Here is a 12,660-nt window from a genome sequence, read left to right as displayed (position 1 = left end):
GCCCGCAAGCTGCGCAAAGAAATGAGCTTGCCGGAGGTACTGTTATGGCAGCGCCTGCGCGGCAAAAAGGCAGGCCTCAAATTCCGCCGCCAGCATCCGGTCGGGCCGTATGTCATTGATTTCTACTGCCGCGAATCGGCGCTCGCCATTGAGATCGATGGCGAGGCGCACAATCGTGGCGATCGACCGCAGCGCGATGAGCGTCGCGATGCCTTTCTGAAAGAAAATGGGCTGAAGGTTCTCCACGTCGCCGCTGCGCGCATTCTCAAAGATCCTGACGCCGCCGCTGAGGCAATTGCGGCGTATGCGGCGCCCCCCCTCCACCAGCCTTCGGCTGGTTCCCCTCCCCGAATCGGGGAGGAAAAATAATGGGCATCCTCAACGCCACCGCGGTCGACCCGCGCGAGCTGATCGACAAGCATGGCGAGGCGCTGACCGATGGCGAGACGATCTATTTCGTCTACAAGACGATCCGCGACTATATCGCCTTCACCAACTGGCGCGTGCTGTACATCAATGTGCAGGGCATCACCGGCAGCAAGCGCGAATTCCTGACCGTGCCGTTCCGCTCGATTACCGCCTTTGCGGTTGAGACGGCAGGCACGTTCGATCTCGATGCCGAAATCAAGATTTTCCTGTCCGGCCATGAACCGATCGAATTCAAGGTGGGGCGCAATACCGATATGCGCGGGCTGCAGAGCTTCCTTGCGCAAAAGATGGACCGTTAGGGGATAATCATGGACTTTATCGCAATCCTGTCGATCTTCGTGATGGCCTGTTTCGTCGGCTATTATGTCGTCTGGTCGGTCACGCCCGCGCTGCACACGCCGCTGATGGCGGTGACCAATGCGATTTCGTCGGTGATCATCGTCGGTGCGCTGATCGCCTCGGCGGCGGCGGGAATTGGCGGTACGGGCGCTACTTCGAAATGGTTGGGGCTGCTGGCTGTGGTGTTGGCAAGCGTCAACATCTTCGGCGGCTTCGCGGTGACCGCCAGGATGTTGGCGATGTACAAAAAGAAGGACCGGCCTGTAGCGGCCAAACACGGATAGCCGTCACTCCAGCGAAAGCTGGGGTTTTGTGTGGACCTGTTCCGCGCGAGCAAACGGGAAGATGCCAGCCTTCGCTGGCACGATGAATTAGGGGCGGTTAGCGAGATGGAACACATAGCAGTAAATCCTTGGGCGGCGCTGGCCTATCTAATTGCGGGTGTGTGCTTCATCCTGGCGCTGCGCGGCCTGTCGTCGCCGGCGACGTCGCAGCGCGGCAATGCCTTCGGCATGGCCGGCATGACGATTGCCGTCGTGACGACGCTGATCACGCACGTACCGTATGATCTCGCCGCAGGCGCGGCGGCTGGTTTTTCTTCGGAAGAGCCGATCTTCGATACGGTAACGATGCTGGAAATCCTCGGCGCCATTGTTGTTGGTGCCGTCATTGGACTGGTCACCGCGCGAAAGATCGCAATGACCGACATGCCGCAGCTGGTTGCGGCGTTCCACTCGCTGGTCGGTCTGGCCGCGGTGCTGGTCGCAGCGGCCGCCTTCCTCAACCCCGAAGCGTTCGGAATTGCAACGCTTTTGGTATCTGATACCGGTCCGCCGGTCGTGCACATCTTGCCCGTAAGTCGAATTGAAATGGGCCTTGGCGTCGCGATCGGCGCGATCACCTTTTCCGGCTCGGTCATCGCGTTCCTGAAGCTCAACGGCAATATGGGCGGCAAGCCGATCATGCTGCCCGGCCGCCATGTGATCAATCTCGCGGTGCTTGCCGGGATCGTCGGGCTGGTCGCGTACTTCACGCAGGACCAGAGCCCCTGGATCTTCTGGACCATCACTGGCCTGAGCTTCGCGATCGGCTTCCTGCTGATCATCCCGATCGGCGGCGCGGACATGCCGGTCGTGGTGTCGATGCTCAACAGCTATTCGGGCTGGGCGGCGGCGGCGATGGGCTTCACGCTGCACAATACCGCGATGATCATCACTGGCGCCCTGGTCGGATCGTCGGGTGCGATCCTGTCCTATATCATGTGCAAGGCGATGAACCGCAGCTTCATCAGCGTCATTGCCGGCGGCTTCGGTGCCGACACCAGCGGCGGTGGCGCGGCGGCCGCCACCGACCGGCCATGGAAGCGCGGATCGGCCGAGGATGCGGCGTTCCTGATGAGCCAGGCCGAGCAGGTGGTGATCGTTCCCGGTTACGGCATGGCGGTGGCGCAGGCGCAGCATGCGCTGCGTGAGATGGCCGACAAGCTGAAGGCGCATGGCGTGCGCGTGAAATACGCGATCCATCCAGTTGCCGGACGCATGCCGGGGCACATGAACGTGCTGCTCGCCGAAGCCAATGTGCCCTATGATGAGGTGTTCGAGCTCGAGGATATCAACAGCGAATTCGCTCAGACCGATGTCGCTTTCGTGATCGGCGCCAATGACGTGACCAACCCGGCGGCGAAGACCGACAAGAGTTCACCCATCTACGGCATGCCGGTGCTTGATGTGGAAAAGGCCAAAACGGTCCTATTTATCAAGCGTTCGATGGGTGGCGTCGGCTATGCCGGTGTGGACAATGATGTCTTCTATATGGACAATACGATGATGTTGCTCGCCGATGCCAAGAAGATGGTAGAGGAGATCGTCAAGTCGCTCGATTGACAGGAAAATCTATTTGGCTGATCTACGTCGTATACTTGTACGAGACTTTGGTGGCCATTTGGTCCATAATGGATAAGGTCGGGTCCCGTATGGCGGGTAAATTACGTAGTTTGCGAATGGGTTAGGGATTTATCGGAGCTAGGGCATGATCGAGACGACGGCGGCATCCTTTGTGGTGACACCTCAGATGCTGATCGTTGCCGACGACGCCGCGGCCGCCCAGCTCGTGTCTGAGGCGGCGGTGCTGGCCGGCGGACGGATCGAGGCGACGCTTGGCTGGGATCAGGTGGCGGCGCACATTGCCGAATATCGCGCGATTGACGTGATCGTCGCGGAAGCGGTGTCGGTATCGCCCGAACTGCTGACGGGCGCGCTGCTGGTGCTCGACGAGATTGCGCTCGGCCGGCAGGCGCGGATCATCATTACCCTGGCGGAGGACCAGATCGATCTGGTCGCGGCGACATTGTTTGGGCCGCATGTGCAATTGCTGTGCCGTCCCTCGGTCGCCGAACGGGTGGTGGCGCTGACCATCGCCGCGCGCACGCGCAATGCCTCTGCGCATGAATCGAGCCGTGATGGCGAAGAGGCGCGCTTGCGGCGATTGAACGAGGAAGTCGCGCGGATCGCCGAGACGCTGGCCAGGCTCACGCGCAGCGACAGCGGTGAGGGACTGCAGCGTGATACGCCCGGCGTCGGGGATCGGCGATTCGCCTATGCATCGCCGCCGCCGACCGATGCGACGGATATTGATGCCCAGGATATTCGCGCCGCGATCCGCGCCCGCCGGCTGCGCGGGCAATATTTCGACGCCGGACTGCTCGAGGATCCCGCCTGGGACATGCTGCTCGACCTGTTCGCAGCGGAGCTCGAACGGTCGCAGGTCTCGGTATCGAGCCTGTGCATCGCCGCGGCGGTCGCGCCGACCACCGCGCTGCGCTGGATCGCCAAGATGAGCGAGGCCGGGTTGTTCGAACGGCACGCCGATCCCTTCGACCGCCGCCGTGCCTTCATGGCCCTGTCGGCGACGGCGCGAGCCGGCATGATCGGCTATCTGACGGCGGCGAAACGTGCGGGCCTGCCGATCGCGTGATGGCCTGTTGTTTGAAGACTGTCGCTTGACGGTTGCCAGCGGGGCTCGGACGCGCTCTCGATTCCACGATTGACGCTTGCATCTGACCGACCGGCGCACCGCTTGGCAAAATATGTTTGCAAGTCGCGCTGCGTGATCTCGGCAAGACGCGGTTGGATGGGATCGGCGGGCATGCCGTGATCATCAGAACAGAGAGAAACGATTGATATGTCGACCAAATCTTTCGCCATCGAGTTCGAGTAGAAAATGCAGTCGAACGAACAGCGGTTCGGCACGGCATCCGAATTCATCTTCATGCGTCAGAAGTGGCGCGACTTGCTGGCCGAGATCGCCGTTCGCGCCGACTGATGAAGGCAGTGATGCTCCACCCCCAGTTGCGTCAACTCCCGCATCTGTCTAATCGCGAGATTGGGTGCAGGGGGATAGTCGTGGCGAATATTGTAGCAGACGGGATTGCGACTACGGCCGCGAAAGTGCTGCGTGCGGCAGGAAAAATGCGAGGCACGAGTCGCGCAGCCATGGCGGTAAACAAAGTGGTTCTGTCCTTAGGTGCCACCCGATTACGGGAAGCAACATTGAAAGACGGGTCGCGCCTGCTGCTGGATTTGCGCTCAATCGGTCAATATCAGGCATATTATTCAGGCTCGTTCGATGATCTGTGGGTCTCGATCGGCTCAGATCTCCTTGAGGACGACAAGCTTTATCTCGATGTTGGCGCGAACATCGGCGTCTATGGTACGCGGGTCGCACGCCGCCATCAGGTGCCGGGACAGGTTCATTGTTTCGAACCATTGCCCAATAACGTTGCTCGCCTGCGCTCCAACATTGCCGCCAATGGTGGGGAGCAGTTTGTCACGGTACACGAGTTCGGCCTTTCGGACGCGGATGCCCATCTTCCGCTCCTGCTGCGTGAGGATTTCACGGGAGGAGCCGACACGGGCAACGCCTCGATCCAGATCGCTGAAGAGTTCGACCCGCAATTCCAGCGCGTTGTTATTGAGGTGCGCCGTCTGGATGATCATGCCGATATCCTTGGGGACCGGCCAGTCGGTGTCATCAAAGTCGATGTCGAGGGCCACGAAGATCAATTCTTCAAAGGCGCCGCTTCGATCATCGCGCGAGACCGGCCCATCATCATTGCCGAGATATTCCAGTTCTATCTGGACCAGAAGGACATCACCGCCCAGTATATCTATCAAGACTGTCTGCCGCCCGACTACACGATCTATCGTGACTTGCGGAAGCACGAGCGCCCACGCGGCGACCGATCAATCGATCATCTCGTCAAAGTCGGGTCGTTCGCCGAACTCGGCCGGTTGGAAAACATCCTGCTGTGCCCAAACGAAAAGTGCGCCCGATTGGCATAATGGCCTAACCGCGTCGTGTACCCATCGGCACGTCATGGCCCTGTTTGACCTCCTCGGTGCGGGAGGCGTAGATGATGAGGCCAATGAACAACGCGAAGATCGCCCCAAAAATTATCAGCGCGCCGAAACGGTCGAAAAAGCTGCGGTTCATCTAATCGCTCTGTCCCATTCGCAGTCGCGGCACGGATTGTCATTGCCGCGCCCTGGTTCGTCGCAGCCATCGCCAGCTATCGCAATGACATGCGCCCGCAGCACTTTAGGGATGCGGCGGATCAAGACCGCGACGCTTATCCGCTCCCGATCGCTCCATCAAGGCGCCGAAAGATCCACGTGCCGCCAGCAAGAAGCCTGAACGGTGAACGGCCCATCATAGGTCGTCGCCTTAAGCCGCAAGCCGCGATATCGACTGCCCTGCTGGCGGAGCCTTCTCTCGCGAGATCAGCGCGCGCAGGATCAGCACGGCGTCGAAATCGATCTCGTTGAATAGGTTCTCATCTCTCCCCGCCACCGATAGGCGGGAGATCAGGGAGAGGGGAAAGGTATTTCGGGAATAGCGTGGGAGTCTGTGATCCGCTTTGTGCCGTCTGGTCCTGCTCTGTTCCGAATAGGTGGAATTGACGCGGCCAGAAAATGGCCTAAATGCACGGCTTCCCATGGCAGGGGCGATTAGCTCAGTTGGTAGAGCGTCTCGTTTACACCGAGAATGTCGGCGGTTCGAGCCCGTCATCGCCCACCATATTAAAGCCTGGAAATTCTAACCTTTTCTTCTGGGCAATCACAATCACCGGACCGTTCAACTTTGGTCCGCGGATGGTCCGCAGACCATGATTCGGCGAAGCGCTGGACCTCGATGAAAATGGCGGTCAGCGCGGCCTTCGCTTCGCGCGGATAAGACGGATTATCCTTTGCATAGGCCTCGTCGTCCGGTTCATGGCGACGTGACCCAGCAGGCCGCTGATCTGCTCCGCCGGCACCCCGCGGCGGCGAAGCTCGGTCGCGATCGTGTGGCGGATCGTCTTGGGAATGACATTGACGGGCAGGCCAAGCCAACGGCGCATGGTCCACCAAGCGCGGCACCGCAAGTGAACTGCCACGCCGTTATCGCCGCTCCACTGGTCGCGCGGATCGAATTTCATAACCGCTTCCGGGCGGCAAGCGTTGCGGCGTAAAGGCGCGGATGATAACATGCGACGCGATGGCTTTTTGGTCCCAGATGTCCCGTATTGCGGCACGCCTCGATCCCATCTCGCCGCGCCTTGGCGCAAGATTGAAGCTTGCTGCGTGGCGGCGCGTAGGTGAGCCGGAGCTGTGGTTGGCGTCGGCGCTTGCTGACCGGTCGAAAGTGGCAATCGATATCGGCGCGAATTGGGGGCCATATAGTGGCACCTTGATCGGGCATTGCTCCTTGGTCATTGCCTTCGAGCCCAACCCGAACTTGGCGCGTCAACTTCAACGCGCCTGGCCAGGCATCAGGGTCGAGCAATGCGCCCTCTCCGATGTGGAGGGCACTGCCACTCTGCGTATGCCGATCAGCGAAACCGGCCACGTCATGCCGGGCTATGCGTCGATCAGCGACGGCGTGACCTTCGACCGCGAACAAACTGTCGAAGTCGACGTACGACGCCTTGACGATTTCCAGATTCAGAACGTCGGCTTCGTCAAGATCGACGTCGAAGGGCACGAGTTGGCCGCTTTGCGAGGCGGTTGGGAAACGCTCAAGCGAGACCGCCCGAACCTGCTTGTCGAGAGCCAGGCCAGCCACTGCGACGGATGCCCCGAAGCCGTTGTCGAACTGCTGGCGACGCTTGGCTATGCAGCCACTTTCCTGCACCACGGTCAGGAGAGGCCGTTCAGCGCGTGGAGCCCGCGGCTGAAGGCGGCGACCTATGAGGGGCCGGTCAACATGTTTGCATTCCGGCCGACTTAGCGCTGTCATCACGATACGTATGCGCTGACAGCCGCCAGAGGACCGGACCAAGGATCGCGACGAGACGATCACAGGGAAATCGTTAGCACCAATGCCGTCGCCGTCCGACTCTCCCGTCTGGACAATGCTCGGGCGCGGAGGCACACACGCGCGAATAAATTCGGGGAAAAATCTTGAGCGTGCGCCGTCCTTTGCTGCTGAATTTCCTTCCGCAATCTATCCGGAGTTCGGTGTACAGTCGTTATTACTCGGCACGACATAGCCAATGGCCGCAACTGTTCAGGAGCGCGGCGCTCCGACGAGTGCCGGGCGTTTCCATGGTGGACCTCCTGCCTGGCGATATCATTTCGGGCCATATCGCATTCAAGGGTGAGTACGAAGCCGAGCTTTCGAACCGCATTGCCGCGCTGGCGAAGGGCGGCGGGCTCTTCGTCGATATCGGCGCCAACATGGGGTATTTTTCGCTCTTATGGGCTGCCGCACGAGCCGACAATCGCGTTATCGCGTTTGAAGCCTCCCCGAATGTTTTCAAGCGACTCGCCGGAAATGTCGCCGCCAATGGTATGGGCGACAGAATCGATGCGCACGCCAAGGCTGCGCTTGATCAGACGGGAGAGATCACATTCGCAGTCGGCCCGGACGAGCAAACCGGATGGGGAGGATTGGCCGTCGAGGGTAGCAAGGGCTTGACCGTCCCAGCTGTCCGTCTTGATGACATCGTTGGCGACCGTCGTGTTGCCGTTATGAAAATTGACGTTGAGGGCGCCGACTCGCTCGTCCTTCGTGGATGCGAGCGCCTTCTTCGCGAGAAGCTCATCGACTGCATTTTCTACGAATCCAATCGCGCTCGCATGACAGAGCTGGGCGTCAACAATGACGATGCGGAGCAATTTCTGGCGAGCGTTGGATACGGAGCCGTACCGATCAACCACAACCGCAGCGAGTGGATAGCCACACCCAGTAGCTAGATTTTGCGCTACCGCGTCTTTCCGTTCGAGTGCGCCCCCTATGCCAGTGCTGCTGCTGATGTCTTGGCAGCGCGGGTTTCCCAGCGCTCTGCCGGGGAGGAACTCGCAGTCGGACAGCCGATCTGGAGCCTAAAGCGAGCGTATCAGCCGGACCGCGCGCGCGATCCAGGGCGGATCGGCAACCACTTGCTGGCGCCCGCCCGGCCCGAGCGGCAGGAGATGAAGCTTGCCGTCCTCGCGCCCGATCAGGCGGCCGAACAGGAAGCGACCGGCGGGGCGGGGGATCAGCACGTCGCGATTCATCGCCTGACCGAAACTGTCAGGGGCAAGCGTTTCGCACCACAGTTCATCGCCACTGCGATAATCGCCGATACCGGCGGCGACCATGATGGCGATCAGGCCGGGGGCCGGAGCGGGCGGGGCGATGCTCGTCTCGCGCTTCGGGGCATGGACGCCGCTCGCATCCAGCACCGCTGCCACGGAAATATCGGTCCGGGTCGGCAGCTTGACCAGATCGGCGGCGGTGACGCCGAGCGCGTCGGCAATGCGATTGAGCCAGCCGACCGATACGGTACGCGTTCCCGTCTCCAGCCGGCCGATCGTCTGCGCGGTCGTCGGCGGATCGCAGCGCCGCGCGACATCGTCGAGCGTGAGCCCCTTGGCGCGGCGGACTTCGCGGATCGCGGTGATCATCGGCATCTGATCCTAACCAGATAGGCTGATCCCTTGTCGGTCAGGCGTGACGATTTGGCAAGTGCCGCCGAAATTTGCGTCCCGGTGACGGTATCGGGCCGATTTAGCATCTCTTCGCGCTGACTTTGCCGGCGGGAAAGGCTATCGAAGCAAATCCAGCCTGGGGAGAAAGCGATGCCGGTCAAGCGCGAGATGATGGTCCGCAAGGATGCGCTGGAGCAAACCGCAATCAACGAGACGATCGCGCCCGAGCCGAAGGATGGCGAGGTGCTGCTGGAGATCGAATCGTTCGCGCTGACCGCCAATAATGTGACTTATGCGGTGGTCGGCGAGCTGGTGAAATACTGGTATTTCTTTCCTGCCGCGCAAGGATGGGGGATTGTGCCGGTATGGGGCCATGCCCGGGTCGCGGCGTCGCGGCACCCGGATATCGCGGTCGGCGAGCGGGTTTATGGCTATCTGCCGATGGCGACCCACCTGATCGTTGCGCCGGGCAAGGTTTCACCGGGGCTGTTTCGCGACCTGTCCGCGCATCGTCAGCCAATGGCGGCGGTCTATAACCAGTATCGCCGGCTCGCGGCGGATCCGACTCATGATGCGGCGCGCGAAGAGGCGCGGATGCTGTTTGAGCCATTGTTCCTGACCAGCTTCCTGATCGACGATCAGCTGCGTCGTCAGGACTGGCATGGCGCCGGCACGGTGATCCTGACCAGCGCGTCGAGCAAGACCGCGATGGGGCTTGCGCACGTCGCGCGGACGAGCAGCCCGGGGATTCGGCGGATCGGGCTGACCAGCGGATCGAACGCCGCATTCGTCGAGCAGGCCGGATTATATGATCAGGTCGTCGCTTATGATGCACTCGACACGATGGCGGTGACGGGCACGGCGGTACTGGTCGATTTCGCCGGCAATTCAGGCGTGCTGGCCGATGTACAGGCGCGGCTGACCGACCGGCTTGTCCATATCCTGAAGGTCGGCGTGACCCACCATGACGAGGGTGATGCGATTGGCGATGCGGGCGCGGCAACGGGGCCGAAGCCGGTCTGGTTCTTCGCGCCGGATGCCGCCGCGGCGCTGATCGGCGCGATCGGGCAAGATGGGTTCCAGGCCGCGGTGGCGGAGCGCTGGCATGCCTTTGTCACCGATGCCGAAGCCTGGGTGACGATCGAACGGCAAAGCGGTGCCGAGGCGATGCAGCAGGTATGGCGCGATCAGGTCGCCGGGCGAGCCAAGCCCGATATCGGCTATATCATGCGTTGGTAGCGACGCCGCGACGGCGTCGGGGGAACTACGCCTCGGTTTCCCCAGCTGCCTCACCGGCCTTTGCCTTACCGATGACCCGGCCATAGGCCCAGCCAATGCCGATCAGCGCGATCCCGAGGCCGAGAAAGGACAGGATACGCAATATTCCTTCGAGCGCGGATGCGTCGATCAGGAATACCTTCAGCGTTACCAGCGTGAGTAAAGCAAGCCCGGCGACGCGCAGATCGCCAGCGCCACTCTGAATGGCGCGCGCGAGCCAGACCAGCGAAAGGCCGAGCAGGGCCGCGGAATAGAGCCAGTTCTCGGTTCGCCCGATATCGCCGGTCAGGAACGCGCCATGCGTCGCCTGACGCACCGTCGCGGCCACGGCAAGGGCAACCAAGCCGAGCGTGGCGATCCGCCAGCGACGGTCGGCCTTGATCAGCCAAAGCCAGCCCGCAATCAGCCCGACATGGATCGTCGCCAGGTTGAAGAGCGGCACGCTACCGACTGACTGGGTGACGAACAGCGGGTCGAACAGCGCCAGGTCGAACCAGGCGAACCGGCCGAGCCCGAACCAGAGCAACGCATCGGACAGCCTGGCTTGACGCGTGCGCAACCCCCAGGCCGCAGCCAGGATCGCTTGCGTCAGGATCGCGCGTTCGAGGAACCCGACCGCTTCGAAACGAGGCAGGGCGGCAATAGCCAGCGGCTGCTTGGCAAGCGCATAGAGCGTGGCGATGGCAACGGCCGCCAGCGCGGCGATCACGCCCGGTCGCGCAATCCCGAATGCGTCGCGCCTCAGCGCCAGGCCACCGGCGATGAGCGCGGCCGGCAAGGTCAATTCGCGCAGCAGAGTCGCGATCGGCGGCAGCAGATTATAGGGCAGGGCATCCCCGCCCAGCGACGATCCGACCAGCTCGATCAGGCCGACCAGCACCGGCACCATCGCGGCGACCGCCGCCAGCAGCGCGGCCAGCGCCTTGTTACGTGGCAGGCGGGCCGTGATTGTCGCCAGGGCGGCAAGGCCAAGGCCGGCGGCGTGCCAGGGTGCAGGCAGGATTGCGGGCACAAAGGCCAGCGCGAGCAGGAAGGCGATCCATTCGATCCCGATCGCCAACTTGCCTTGGGGCAGGAGGCGCGCGGTGGCGACGAGCAGCAGCGGGGGCAACAGGCCGATGGCGATCAGGTCGGCGATCGGCGGCAATGGCTCGGTATCGATCACGCTGCCGAGATAAGCACCAAGATCGCCCAACCCGAAGATCACCGCGGCCCCGGTCGCGGCCACTGCGATCGGCGCGAGCAGGGCAATGCCGCCGTCCTTGCAGCGATGTGTCCAGACAGCCAGCGCGAGGCCGACCGCCAGCCATGCCGGCCAGCGCCACGGGATGGGCAGCAGCTCGACCAGGGCGACCATGAACAGCATCGCGGCAAGGGCCGCGCCACCGGTCAGTGCCGGCAGGAAATGGCGTTCGGTGCGCGCGTTCGACCGGTCGCGCCAGCTCAGCGATGCGCTCGCCCCCGCCGCCAGGGCCAGCAACGCGGCCCAGCCAAAGGGAACGAGCAGGTGATGGGCGATCGCAGTGGCAAGCAGCACTGGTCCGGCCGTGCCGCCCAGCGCGATGCCGGCCCAGAGCCAGTTGTCACGGGCGCGAAGATGACCGGGGACCGCGAATAACAGGGTGATGGCAAGGGCGGCGATCGGTGCCGTGGCGCTATGTCGGTCGAGCCCGACGGCGAGCAGCAGCAGCACGAGCCCCAGCGCGGCGGCGGCGCCTGGCGCGAGCGCTTCGTCACGCCAGCCGAGCCACAGCGCGGCGGCGCTGAGCAGCAGATACAGGCCCCAGGCGAGGGGCCCGAAATCAAGCGCCGGGGCAAGGACGAGCAGTTGGACCAAGCCCGCCACCAAAGGCAGCAGGCGTAGCCAGGGGCGGGCAGCGCCGGTCCGTGGCCCGGTATGGGGCAGGGCCAGTGTCGCGCCGATCGCCAGCAGCAGGACAAAGGCGCCGACTCCGGCCAGATCCTTCGCGCCAAGCGTCGCGATCAGCAAATTGACCCAGGCGAACCCGCCGCCGCATGCGGCAAGCGCCAGCCAGACCCAGCCGCGCCGAATGGCCAGACCGAACAAGGCCGCGACCAGCAGCCCGAGATAGGCAAGCAGCGGGCCGATCCCGGCGGAGTCGAACCCGGCGATCAGGGGTGCGGAGAAACCACCGATCAGCGCCATGATCGCGGTCGGCGGGCCGTGACGCAGGGCCAATCCCAGCGCCGCCACGGTTACGCCGATCATCAGGATGAACGCAGTGAGGTCGCCGATGAGATTGTACAGCGCGGCGGCGATGTAGAGCGTGCCGTAAAGGATCGCGATACCGGCGCCGGCCAATGCCTGGCCGATGCGCGGGTCGCCTCGGGTCGCCGGTAGCCGGCGCGCGCCTTCGCTTGCCGCGATCAGGCCGACACCGAAGAGTGTCGCGATAATCGTGCGCGCGACCGGGCCGAGCAAGCCGTTCTCGATCGAGAAGCGCACCAGGAAGAAGGCAGAGAGAACCAGCGCGGCACCGCCAATCCAGATCGGCAGCTTGCCGCCGACGATCGCCTCGAAGCCAAGGCGGACCGGTTCTCGTGCCGGCCGGGCCGGCGAGACCGGCGGCGCCGAAGGCTCCGGGGCGGGCAAAGGCTCAGGGACAGGTGAAGGCGGCGCCGCCGCTTCGGGCGGTTGGGG

At 62.9% G+C, this 12,660-nt stretch carries 13 protein-coding genes and 1 tRNA gene; 10 read left to right on the top strand and 4 right to left on the bottom strand.

Annotated features, from left to right (window positions below):
* Window positions 1-21: 21 nt before the first annotated feature.
* From OO12_RS27725 to OO12_RS27180, 6 genes are all read left to right on the top strand, one after another.
* Complete coding sequence (locus OO12_RS27725; protein WP_235364980.1) at window positions 22-369, top strand: endonuclease domain-containing protein; 348 nt, start codon at window positions 22-24, stop codon at window positions 367-369.
* Window positions 369-728 (top strand): PH domain-containing protein, encoded by a 360-nt coding sequence (locus OO12_RS22515; RefSeq protein WP_034161008.1) that lies wholly within the window; start codon window positions 369-371, stop codon window positions 726-728. The genes OO12_RS27725 and OO12_RS22515 overlap by 1 nt, the downstream gene beginning before the upstream one ends.
* A gap of 9 nt (window positions 729-737) precedes the next feature.
* Window positions 738-1,052 (top strand): NAD(P) transhydrogenase subunit alpha, encoded by a 315-nt coding sequence (locus OO12_RS22510; RefSeq protein WP_034161007.1) that lies wholly within the window; start codon window positions 738-740, stop codon window positions 1,050-1,052.
* Between the two features lie 105 nt (window positions 1,053-1,157).
* The gene (locus OO12_RS22505) at window positions 1,158-2,651 is read left to right on the top strand and encodes an NAD(P)(+) transhydrogenase (Re/Si-specific) subunit beta (protein WP_034161006.1); all 1,494 of its coding nucleotides are present in this window, start codon (window positions 1,158-1,160) and stop codon (window positions 2,649-2,651) included.
* Between the two features lie 145 nt (window positions 2,652-2,796).
* The gene (locus OO12_RS22500; RefSeq protein WP_052216190.1) at window positions 2,797-3,741 is read left to right on the top strand and encodes a MarR family winged helix-turn-helix transcriptional regulator; all 945 of its coding nucleotides are present in this window, start codon (window positions 2,797-2,799) and stop codon (window positions 3,739-3,741) included.
* A 428-nt stretch (window positions 3,742-4,169) separates the two neighbouring features.
* Complete coding sequence (locus OO12_RS27180; protein WP_160296883.1) at window positions 4,170-5,108, top strand: FkbM family methyltransferase; 939 nt, start codon at window positions 4,170-4,172, stop codon at window positions 5,106-5,108.
* A 4-nt stretch (window positions 5,109-5,112) separates the two neighbouring features.
* Here the strand turns inward: OO12_RS27180 and OO12_RS28740 are convergent, their stop codons facing one another.
* Window positions 5,113-5,259: a hypothetical protein gene (locus OO12_RS28740; protein ID WP_160296882.1), complete on the bottom strand. Its 147-nt coding sequence runs from the start codon at window positions 5,257-5,259 to the stop codon at window positions 5,113-5,115.
* A gap of 509 nt (window positions 5,260-5,768) precedes the next feature.
* On the opposite strand from OO12_RS28740, the gene OO12_RS22490 reads away from it, so the two are divergent.
* Window positions 5,769-5,844: transfer RNA gene (locus OO12_RS22490), tRNA-Val, on the top strand.
* Window positions 5,845-5,971: 127 nt separating this feature from the next.
* Here OO12_RS22490 and OO12_RS22485 read toward each other — a convergent pair.
* A complete protein-coding gene (locus tag OO12_RS22485) occupies window positions 5,972-6,244 on the bottom strand; it encodes a tyrosine-type recombinase/integrase (RefSeq protein WP_052216188.1) in 273 nt (90 codons plus the stop codon).
* A gap of 77 nt (window positions 6,245-6,321) precedes the next feature.
* Here OO12_RS22485 and OO12_RS22480 point away from each other — a divergent pair, with 77 nt between their 5' ends.
* On the top strand, window positions 6,322-7,035 hold the full coding sequence (locus OO12_RS22480; RefSeq protein ID WP_052216187.1) for an FkbM family methyltransferase: 714 nt from the start codon (window positions 6,322-6,324) through the stop codon (window positions 7,033-7,035).
* A gap of 317 nt (window positions 7,036-7,352) precedes the next feature.
* Complete coding sequence (locus tag OO12_RS22475; protein WP_034161005.1) at window positions 7,353-8,003, top strand: FkbM family methyltransferase; 651 nt, start codon at window positions 7,353-7,355, stop codon at window positions 8,001-8,003.
* 129 nt (window positions 8,004-8,132) lie between these two features.
* Here the strand turns inward: OO12_RS22475 and OO12_RS22470 are convergent, their stop codons facing one another.
* On the bottom strand, window positions 8,133-8,696 hold the full coding sequence (locus OO12_RS22470) for a helix-turn-helix domain-containing protein (protein ID WP_034161087.1): 564 nt from the start codon (window positions 8,694-8,696) through the stop codon (window positions 8,133-8,135).
* A gap of 174 nt (window positions 8,697-8,870) precedes the next feature.
* On the opposite strand from OO12_RS22470, the gene OO12_RS22465 reads away from it, so the two are divergent.
* Window positions 8,871-9,959, top strand: a complete 1,089-nt coding sequence (locus OO12_RS22465) for a DUF2855 family protein (RefSeq protein ID WP_034161004.1) — start codon at window positions 8,871-8,873, stop codon at window positions 9,957-9,959.
* A gap of 25 nt (window positions 9,960-9,984) precedes the next feature.
* Here the strand turns inward: OO12_RS22465 and OO12_RS22460 are convergent.
* Window positions 9,985-12,660 (bottom strand): DUF2339 domain-containing protein (locus OO12_RS22460; RefSeq protein ID WP_152616603.1); only part of this gene is annotated, 2,676 nt, incomplete at its 5' end.

It is taken from the genome of Sphingomonas sp. ERG5 (assembly GCF_000803065.1).
GTDB lineage: Bacteria > Pseudomonadota > Alphaproteobacteria > Sphingomonadales > Sphingomonadaceae > Sphingomonas.
This window is presented reverse-complemented; position numbering and strand designations above follow the sequence as displayed.

Excerpts from the sequence above, each read along its gene's own strand:
- OO12_RS28740 (WP_160296882.1), bottom strand. The coding sequence starts at position 5,259 with ATGAACCGCAGCTTTTTCGACCGTTTCGGCGCGCTGATAATTTTTGGG.
- OO12_RS27725 (WP_235364980.1), top strand. The coding sequence starts at position 22 with ATGAGCTTGCCGGAGGTACTGTTATGGCAGCGCCTGCGCGGCAAAAAG.
- OO12_RS22465 (WP_034161004.1), top strand. The coding sequence starts at position 8,871 with ATGCCGGTCAAGCGCGAGATGATGGTCCGCAAGGATGCGCTGGAGCAA.
- OO12_RS22470 (WP_034161087.1), bottom strand. The coding sequence starts at position 8,696 with ATGATCACCGCGATCCGCGAAGTCCGCCGCGCCAAGGGGCTCACGCTC.
- OO12_RS22510 (WP_034161007.1), top strand. The coding sequence starts at position 738 with ATGGACTTTATCGCAATCCTGTCGATCTTCGTGATGGCCTGTTTCGTC.
- OO12_RS22505 (WP_034161006.1), top strand. The coding sequence starts at position 1,158 with ATGGAACACATAGCAGTAAATCCTTGGGCGGCGCTGGCCTATCTAATT.
- OO12_RS22500 (WP_052216190.1), top strand. The coding sequence starts at position 2,797 with ATGATCGAGACGACGGCGGCATCCTTTGTGGTGACACCTCAGATGCTG.
- OO12_RS22480 (WP_052216187.1), top strand. The coding sequence starts at position 6,322 with ATGTCCCGTATTGCGGCACGCCTCGATCCCATCTCGCCGCGCCTTGGC.
- OO12_RS22475 (WP_034161005.1), top strand. The coding sequence starts at position 7,353 with ATGGTGGACCTCCTGCCTGGCGATATCATTTCGGGCCATATCGCATTC.
- OO12_RS22485 (WP_052216188.1), bottom strand. The coding sequence starts at position 6,244 with ATGAAATTCGATCCGCGCGACCAGTGGAGCGGCGATAACGGCGTGGCA.
- OO12_RS22515 (WP_034161008.1), top strand. The coding sequence starts at position 369 with ATGGGCATCCTCAACGCCACCGCGGTCGACCCGCGCGAGCTGATCGAC.